Below are 9,110 nucleotides of genomic sequence, written 5' to 3' on the forward strand. Positions count from 1 at the left end.
TTTACTGTGATGTAGTACTTTAGCAAATCTGCAAAATTCTGCGAGCCTTTGCCAGATCATCTCGTGATTTTTTACAACATAATATTAAAAAAAGGTGCCGTAAATACAATCATGGTGGCCACCAGCGCGCCCAATATGGCTCCTACCGCCACATCACTTGGATAATGCAAGCCTAAAACCATTCGGGAGATCGCGACCAGAATGGCAAATGGCAACATTAAAAACAGCAAAAAAGGTACGATATAGCCCAGCACAATGGTCACCATCACTGCATGCAAGGTATGTCCCGAAGGAAAACTAAAATGATCCAGCGGATGCTCACAGAGCCGAATCACCTGATGCACCTGATAAGGACGTGGACGTACTGTTTTAGTTTTTAACAGTTTATAAATTAAGGTTCCGACCATACTGCCAAACACCAGATAAACAATCTGCAAGGTATACATCAAACCCTGAATCAGCCAGACGGCAATGAGCATCAAATACCAGAATACGCCATTGCCCAACCGGCTAATGATTTTAAAAAAAGCTGCAATGCGTTCCGAATGTGAAAAATGATTAAGATAAATACAGCCTTTTAAATCAATTTCTAAAAATTTTAGTTTTGCATTCTGAAATTTCATTGTAGAGCTCTTATTGTTTTATGCCCTGTATTTCAGTTTTTGTACGACTGAAAAATAGAGCTTGTTCAAATTGACGCATGAGATAATCGCTATTCACCTTTTTTTAATTTCTTAATGCCTGCATCCTTCTGTAATCGTTATAAATCGCTGAATTCAGACATCTAAAGATGAATTCTTACTACTATCTCAACCTACTCAGCCAACTTTTCCGATCATGTTGCAGCTGTAAACAAGTACATCCATGATCATTAGCGATCACTGCTCCACCGCTGGCCATCGCCTCCTGCACTATATTTTCTAACCTTTCAATCCGACCTATCTGAACTGTTAATAGATGATTTATGTATACTGGCATTCATTGAAATACGTCTGGATCACTACATTCAATTCATTCTTTAGGAATATTTATCTAGCCTTCAACAAAACCTGAGAAGGATCGAATGTGTTTCGAGTATAGTGTAGTTATAGCACCCAAGACTTTGGTGAAAATGTATCTGTGAGCCGCTTCTTGCCTTGCTCTTACTCAAAATTTGGCTATTCCCAAGCATTCAAAAGTTAATGAGATATAACTATCTATACTTTTAAGTATGGGGCTCGGGTGTGACTGTTTTATGAATTGATTTATGGGAGCTTAGCATTTCTTACATTATCAAACTTGCTGATGCTTTATGTCTGTTCCATCTACCTTTTCAATTTCTTTACTATACTTATGCTCAACCAATAACCGATTAAATACCTGATCCATGCCAATGAATTCAACTTGTAAAATAGTTGCCATTTTTGAATATGATTTATTTTTTGAGATAACATTTTATCTTCAAATCCCCAGTCAACCAACAAAGCTGCTCCAAGCAATAAAATTAAAATTAAGACAGCTAACCACAAACTTAATGAAAGCCAACTACCCCCACAATACATCACGATAAATAATCGTTTGGATTTGCTGCCATGAAGTTTTGGTATTTTTTAATTCGAATGCATATTGCTCAAACTCTTGATCACCTGCTCCTACTTCAATCCAAACATAGATATGATTTTCTATATTAAAAATTCAGTTCAATCTTTCATCTTATCTTTTTATATTTATTTAAATTATTATTCGACTATATAAAAAAACCCACTCTAGTGAGTGGGTTTTCGCATTCAAATCAAATGATTCAAGAAATTAGTTTTTCTCTTTATCAACGATTTTGTTTGCTTGAATCCATGGCATCATCGCACGCAGTTTAGCACCAGTTTGTTCGATACCGTGTGCAGCATTTTGACGACGACGAGCAGTCATAGATGGGTAGTTCAACGCACCTTCTTGGATGAACATCTTCGCATATTCACCAGATTGGATACGTTTAAGCGCATTACGCATTGCTTCACGAGACTGTTCGTTGATTACTTCAACACCAGTTACGTATTCGCCGTATTCAGCATTGTTAGATACTGAGTAGTTCATGTCAGCGATACCGCCTTCGAACATCAAGTCAACGATCAATTTAAGTTCGTGTAGACATTCGAAGTAAGCCATTTCAGGCGCATAACCAGCTTCAACCAGAGTTTCGAAGCCCATTTTAACCAGTTCAACAGCACCACCACAAAGAACCGCTTGCTCACCGAATAAGTCAGTTTCAGTTTCTTCACGGAAAGAAGTTTCGATGATACCTGTACGGCCGCCACCTACACCTGAAGCGTAAGAAAGAGCTACGTTACGTGCATTACCAGAAGCATCTTGGTGGATCGCGATTAAGTCAGGAACACCTGAACCACGTTGGTATTCAGAACGTACAGTGTGACCAGGAGCTTTAGGCGCAACCATGATTACGTCTAGGTCTTTACGTGGAACTACTTGGTTATAAAGAACAGAGAAACCGTGAGCAAATGCAAGAGTCGCGCCTTCTTTGATGTTTGGCTCGATCACGTCGCGGTAAAGTTGAGCTTGGAACTCATCTGGAGTCAAGATCATGACTACGTCAGCTTGAGCTACAGCAGCAGGAACTTCAGCAACTTTAAGACCAGCGTTTTCAGCTTTTTTCCAAGAAGTAGAATTCGCGCGTAGACCAACAGTTACGTCAACGCCAGAATCTTTAAGGTTAAGCGCGTGTGCGTGACCTTGTGAACCATAACCAATGATTGCTACTTTCTTAGATTGGATAATAGATAAGTCGCAGTCTTTATCGTAAAAAATTTGCATTGCTGTCTCCGCTTAAATGCTTGTGTGTCCGTTTCATCAGGCAATGATCCTTTATCACATTGCCTGAAGCCCCCTTCTTATTAGAATGAGGAAATAATTTAAAAAATTTAGATGGTTAGTACTTTTTCGCCGCGTGCAATACCCGACACGCCTGAACGCACCACTTCCAAAATCGTGTTTTCTGCTAATGCGTCAATAAAACCGTCGATTTTTTCAGTCGTACCTGCGATTTGAATCGTGTAAGTTGTTGGCGTTACGTCAACCACCTGGCCACGGAAAATATCGGTCGTACGTTTGATTTCATCACGGGTTGCGCCTAAAGCTTTCACTTTGATCAGCATCAATTCACGTTCAATGTGTGCACCTTCAGACAGATCCACCACTTTAACCACTTCTACCAGCTTGTTCAGCTGTTTGGTGATCTGTTCGATCTTGTGATCATCACCATACGTGGTCAAAGTCAGACGTGAAAGTGTTGGGTCTTCAGTTGGCGCAACGTTCAATGTTTCAATGTTGTAGCCGCGTTGTGAGAATAAACCCACCAAGCGAGAAAGCGCGCCTGCTTCGTTTTCTACGAGTACAGAGATAATATGTCTCATTTCGTGCGCTCCCCTTTTGCTAACCACATATCCTGCATCGATTGACCCGCAACCAGCATTGGATATACGTGTTCTGTACGGTCAACCATTACGTTAATAAATACGCACTTATCATTGATTGCCATCGCTTCTTCTAGCTTAGACTCAAGCTCGTCTGCATGGTCAATCTGAATACCTACATGACCATAAGCTTCCATCAATTTTGCAAAGTCAGGTAAAGACTCTACATAAGAGCTAGAATGACGGCCTTCGTAGTTCATGTCCTGCCACTGTTTCACCATACCTAAGGCACGGTTGTTCAGGCACAGGATTTTAACGTTCAAGCCATATTGCTTACAGGTAGAAAGTTCCTGGATACACATCTGAATAGACGCTTCACCAGTAATACAAACCACTTGCTGATCCGGGAATGCAAGTTTCGCCGCCATCGCATATGGCAGACCTACACCCATCGTACCTAGACCACCAGAGTTGATCCATTGACGAGGACGTTTGTAGCGATAGTGTAACGCGCCGAACATCTGGTGCTGACCAACGTCAGACGTGATGATCGCTTCACCATTGGTGATTTTGTCTAGAGCACGAACCACTTGCTGAGGCTTCATTGAGCCATCAGTCGGTACATCGAACTTCAAGCCATGAACCTGACGCCATTCATCAATCTGTTTCCACCATGCCGCAATCGCTTCAGGATTTGGCTTGGACACATTCATTTGCTTCAACTGGTTCAGCATTTCGTTCAGCACAGGTTCTACTGCACCCACGATTGGAATGTGCGCCATGATGGTTTTAGAAATGGTCGCCGGATCGATGTCAATGTGAATGACTTTGGCATTCGGACAGAATTTCGCCGGGTTATTGGTTACACGGTCATCAAAACGCGCGCCTACACACAGAATTACGTCTGCATTGTGCATGGTCATGTTGGCTTCGTAAGTTCCGTGCATACCCAACATGCCGATGAACTGTGGATCATCGCCCGGGAATGCGCCAAGACCCATCAGGGTATTCGTAACCGGGTAACCCAATAGATGTGCAAGCTCAGTTAATTGTGCTGAAGCATTGCCCTGAACCACGCCGCCGCCTGAGTAAATGACTGGGCGTTTCGCATGAATCAGTTCATCAATCGCTTTACGGATTTGACCTGAGTGACCACGATATGGTGGTTGATACGAACGCATCTTCACTTTTTCAGGATATTCGTAAGCAAATTTCTCTGCCGGGTTGGTTGCATCTTTAGGAATATCAACTACGACTGGACCTGGACGGCCAGATGACGCGATATAAAATGCTTTTTTGATAATTGAAGGAATTTCGCTGGCATGGCGAACCTGGAAGCTGTGCTTCACGATTGGGCGAGAAATACCGACCATATCAGTTTCTTGGAACGCATCCTCACCGATCAAATGGCTTGCAACCTGACCAGACAGGATCACCATTGGAATGGAGTCCATATAAGCCGTTGCAATTGGAGTAACGGTATTAGTCGCGCCTGGGCCAGAAGTGACCAGCACAACACCAGTTTTACCTGTTACGCGTGAGTAAGCATCCGCCATGTGACCGGCAGCTTGTTCGTGACGTACGAGGTAATGATTAATTTTGTCTTGTTGAAATAGCGCATCATAAATATGCAGTACTGCGCCGCCTGGATATCCAAAAACATGTTCAACGCCTTCATCCGCTAATGCGCGAACGAGCATTTCACCACCAGATAGAAGTTCCAACGTGATTCACCCTATATTATTCACTGCACAAATGGGAGGCATTTGCAGTGTTCATTCATTAACTGTCTGCACTGTTATAGCACACAAATTTCATAGTTTTCAAAGCAATAGGAATAAAAAATCCGATCTACCTGCTGTTCGAGCAATACAAGATCTAAAACATGTTGGGGTAAACATATTTTGTTCGCTTTGTTCAATTTTTCGGCTAGAAAAATTGCCCATTGCATGACATGACACTTATTCGAAGGGTGATCGATCTAAGGCATATAAAACTATTGCTGCATTCTTGTGTTTTCAGCCTTTAAAGTCAAGTTTAAAAAACAGGCTATTATTGTTTATACGTCTAAAATTTGCTGCTTTTACAGGCAATTTCGACTTTAACTCTGGTTTTTAGCTTTAAAATTCTAATTTAAATTAATAAATTTCATATACTTAAAACTTTAATTTTATAAATTTTTAATATGTCTTATATAAAAAAATTGAATGAATTTTTAAGAAATTCAATGCAACTGTTTATAAATAAATTTTTTTTATATAAAATTACTCTTTTTAGGTATCAGCTCAAAACATTAAGATCACTACTGATCACAAAATTAATTGAATTAAAAATCATCTTATGGCAAAAAATTCTCTACAATAACAACCCTATTTAACCGCTTGAAATTTTCAGGACTTTTACTCATGAAAAGATCTTTCCTGACCGCATTAAGTTTTGCCACTACGTTTGTTTTAGGTGTAGCAAGCAGCTCTGCTTTAGCGATTGAATATTATAAATGGGTCGATGCCAAAGGCGTGACTCACTATACCAAAACCCCGCCTCCTAAAAATACCAAGCACAAAAGCAAAGTAGAAACCTATGGCTGGAACAATTCCGCGCCTACCCCAGCAAGAACAACCGAAAATGAGAACCAGACCGAAACGGGTAACTCAAACTCATCTGCAGCTGTGCCTGTCGTTTCTGAAAATGAGCAGCAACAGCGTGAAGCCAATGAAGCTTTACAACGTGGTCAGTCTGAGCGTGTAGCCTTCTAATCATACTCGTCTGCCAATTTAGATTTTTCCTGCAGAATCCCGTACGCAAAATTCACTTTTAGGTGCATTTTGCGCTATGCTGTGCCTTATATTTTTTTTAACCGTTCTCTTGTATTACGTATATGACTACTCACATTGACTCAGAATATCAAGCCAGTGCGATTGAACCTCAAGTCCAGCAGGACTGGGAATCTCGCAAAGCCTTTAAAGTTGCCGACACTGTAGAAGGTCCACGTCGTTATATCCTCTCGATGTTCCCTTACCCAAGTGGCAAACTGCATATGGGTCATGTGCGTAACTATACCATTGGTGACGTGATCAGCCGCTTCCATCGCCTAAAAGGCGAAACTGTATTACAACCCATGGGTTGGGATGCTTTCGGTCTTCCTGCGGAAAATGCTGCAATTGCACACCAGGTCGCTCCTGCAAAATGGACTTTCGAAAATATTGATTACATGCGTAATCAGTTGAAGAAACTTGGCCTGTCTGTAGATTGGGATCGTGAATTCGCAACCTGCACACCAGAATACTATCGCTGGGAACAATGGCTATTCGTTCAGCTTTATAAAAAAGGCCTGATCTACCGTAAACTTTCTACAGTCAACTGGGACCCAGTAGACCAAACAGTTCTTGCCAATGAACAGGTTGAAAATGGTCGCGGCTGGCGTTCAGGTGCATTGGTTGAAAAACGTGATATTCCAATGTACTACTTCCGCATCACTGATTATGCGCAAGAATTACTGGACGATCTTGAAACACTGAAAGACGGCTGGCCACAACAAGTCCTGACTATGCAACGCAACTGGATTGGTCGCTCACAAGGTATGGAAATCACCTTCCCTTCAGCGAATCCGGAAGTTTATGCAGACGGTTTAACTGTATTTACCACGCGTGCCGACACATTGATGGGTGTAACTTATGTTGCAGTTGCAGCAGAACACCCAATGGCGTTAAAAGCTGCGGAAAATAATCCTGAGCTTCAAGCATTCATCGAAGAATGCCGTATGGGTTCTGTGGCAGAAGCGGATCTTGCGACTGCTGAGAAGAAAGGCATGGCAACAGGTCTTTCTGTGAAACACCCTGTAACAGGTGAAGAAGTTCCAGTCTGGATCGCAAACTACGTTCTTATGTCTTACGGTTCAGGTGCGGTGATGGCGGTGCCTTCACATGATGAACGTGACTTCGAATTTGCCAATAAATATGGCTTAACCATCAAGCAAGTGATTGATGCCAAAGGTGCAGAAGATACAGACTTTGACGCAACTCAATGGCAAGAATGGTACGGCTCTAAAGACGGTAAACTGGTTAATTCAGGCGAATTTGACGGTTTAGACTTCCAAGGCGCATTTGATGCCTTCCTTGCAAAATTAGAACCACAAGGTCTTGCGAACGTTAAAGTTCAATTCCGTCTACGTGACTGGGGTGTATCTCGTCAGCGTTATTGGGGTTGTCCAATTCCAATGATCAACTGTGACAAATGTGGTCAAGTGCCAGTGCCTGAAGATCAACTTCCTGTGGTACTTCCAACTGACGTGGTTCCAGATGGTTCAGGTAACCCACTCAACAAAATGCCTGAATTTTATGAAACCAAATGTCCATGCTGTGGTGGTGACGCGCGTCGTGAAACAGATACGCTAGACACATTCGTAGAATCATCTTGGTACTATGCACGTTATGCATCTCCAGACTTTACTGATGGCATGGTAAAACCTGAAGCAGGTCAAACTTGGCTTCCTGTAAACCAATACATCGGTGGTGTTGAACACGCGATTCTGCACTTGCTCTATGCACGTTTCTTCCACAAATTGATGCGTGACGAAGGCGTGGTACAAGGTAACGAGCCGTTCACTAACTTGCTCACTCAAGGTATGGTGCTTGCGGATACTTATTACCGCGAATCTGAATCAGGCAAGAAAACCTGGTTCAACCCTGCCGACATCGAACTTGAGCGTGATGAGAAAGGTCGCATCACTTCTGCGAAATACAAAGGTGATGGTCAAGATGTCATCGTTGGCGGTCAGGAAAAAATGTCGAAATCGAAAAACAACGGTATCGACCCGCAAGCGATTATTGACCAATACGGCGCAGACACTGCACGTGTGTTCATGATGTTCGCAGCCCCACCTGATCAATCACTTGAATGGTCTGATGCCGGTGTTGAAGGTGCAAACCGCTTCCTGAAACGTGTATGGCGTTTGGCAACCGGTTTCCTTGAAAAAGGTAATACCGCGACTGACTTCGATAAAGCCGCTCTTTCTACAGCTGCGCAAGATTTACGCCGCAAGACTCACGAAACCATCCAGAAAGTGGGTGATGACATTGAACGTCGTCATGCATTTAACACTGCCATTGCAGCGATGATGGAACTGTTAAATGCGAACAACAAGTTTGAAGCGAAAGATGACAATGACGTTGCTGTAGCTCGTGAATCGATCACTACGCTTTTAACTTTGCTTGCACCATTTGCACCACACTTAAGCCAGACTTTATTGGCTCAGTTTGGAATCGAGTTAACTCAAGCGCAGTTCCCACAAGTGGATGAATCTGCATTGACTCGTAATACACAAACCATCGTGGTTCAGGTGAACGGTAAGCTTCGTGGCAAACTTGAAGTGTCTGTGGATGCATCGAAAGATGACATTCTTGCTCAAGCCAAAGCATTGCCAGAAGTTCAGCAATTCTTGACTGGTCCAACCAAGAAAGAAATTGTGGTGCCGAATAAGTTAGTGAACTTGGTGGTTTAATTTCCTTGAAGCCTCCTTGAGCAAGATATAAAGCACTGCTTTATATTGAAGCGCAAGAAAGGGAGGTTTGGAGGGATTTAATCTCCCCTAACCCCTCTTTAATAAAGAGGGGAATTCCCGTCCATATATAAAAAATGGGTTCTCCTCCCTTTTTTAAAGGGAGGTAGGGAGGGATTAAAAAACAAGGCTCTAGACTAGCAGGTTTA

Annotated in this window: 6 protein-coding genes; 2 read left to right on the forward strand and 4 right to left on the reverse strand. The window is 42.4% G+C overall.

The window, feature by feature from the left end:
• Positions 1 to 71: 71 nt before the first annotated feature.
• From G5T77_RS12895 to G5T77_RS12910, 4 genes are all read right to left on the reverse strand, one after another.
• Positions 72 to 623: a phosphatase PAP2 family protein gene (locus G5T77_RS12895; RefSeq protein ID WP_004782094.1), complete on the reverse strand. Its 552-nt coding sequence runs from the start codon at positions 621 to 623 to the stop codon at positions 72 to 74.
• Between the two features lie 1,165 nt (positions 624 to 1,788).
• On the reverse strand, positions 1,789 to 2,805 hold the full coding sequence (ilvC, locus tag G5T77_RS12900; protein WP_005232140.1) for a ketol-acid reductoisomerase: 1,017 nt from the start codon (positions 2,803 to 2,805) through the stop codon (positions 1,789 to 1,791).
• Positions 2,806 to 2,912: 107 nt separating this feature from the next.
• A complete protein-coding gene (gene ilvN, locus G5T77_RS12905) occupies positions 2,913 to 3,404 on the reverse strand; it encodes an acetolactate synthase small subunit (protein WP_004782091.1) in 492 nt (163 codons plus the stop codon).
• On the reverse strand, positions 3,401 to 5,128 hold the full coding sequence (locus G5T77_RS12910; protein ID WP_166139073.1) for an acetolactate synthase 3 large subunit: 1,728 nt from the start codon (positions 5,126 to 5,128) through the stop codon (positions 3,401 to 3,403). Before G5T77_RS12910 ends, ilvN begins: the two co-directional genes overlap by 4 nt.
• Before the next feature lie 681 nt (positions 5,129 to 5,809).
• On the opposite strand from G5T77_RS12910, the gene G5T77_RS12915 reads away from it, so the two are divergent.
• Together G5T77_RS12915 and leuS are read left to right on the forward strand one after the other, a co-directional pair.
• Positions 5,810 to 6,160, forward strand: coding sequence for a DUF4124 domain-containing protein (locus G5T77_RS12915; protein WP_166139076.1), 351 nt, complete (start codon positions 5,810 to 5,812; stop codon positions 6,158 to 6,160).
• A gap of 122 nt (positions 6,161 to 6,282) precedes the next feature.
• Positions 6,283 to 8,904: a leucine--tRNA ligase gene (gene leuS, locus G5T77_RS12920; protein WP_166139080.1), complete on the forward strand. Its 2,622-nt coding sequence runs from the start codon at positions 6,283 to 6,285 to the stop codon at positions 8,902 to 8,904.
• Positions 8,905 to 9,110 lie beyond the last annotated feature (206 nt).

The sequence above is a fragment of the Acinetobacter sp. GFQ9D191M genome, assembly GCF_011174875.1.
Taxonomy (GTDB): Bacteria; Pseudomonadota; Gammaproteobacteria; order Pseudomonadales; family Moraxellaceae; genus Acinetobacter.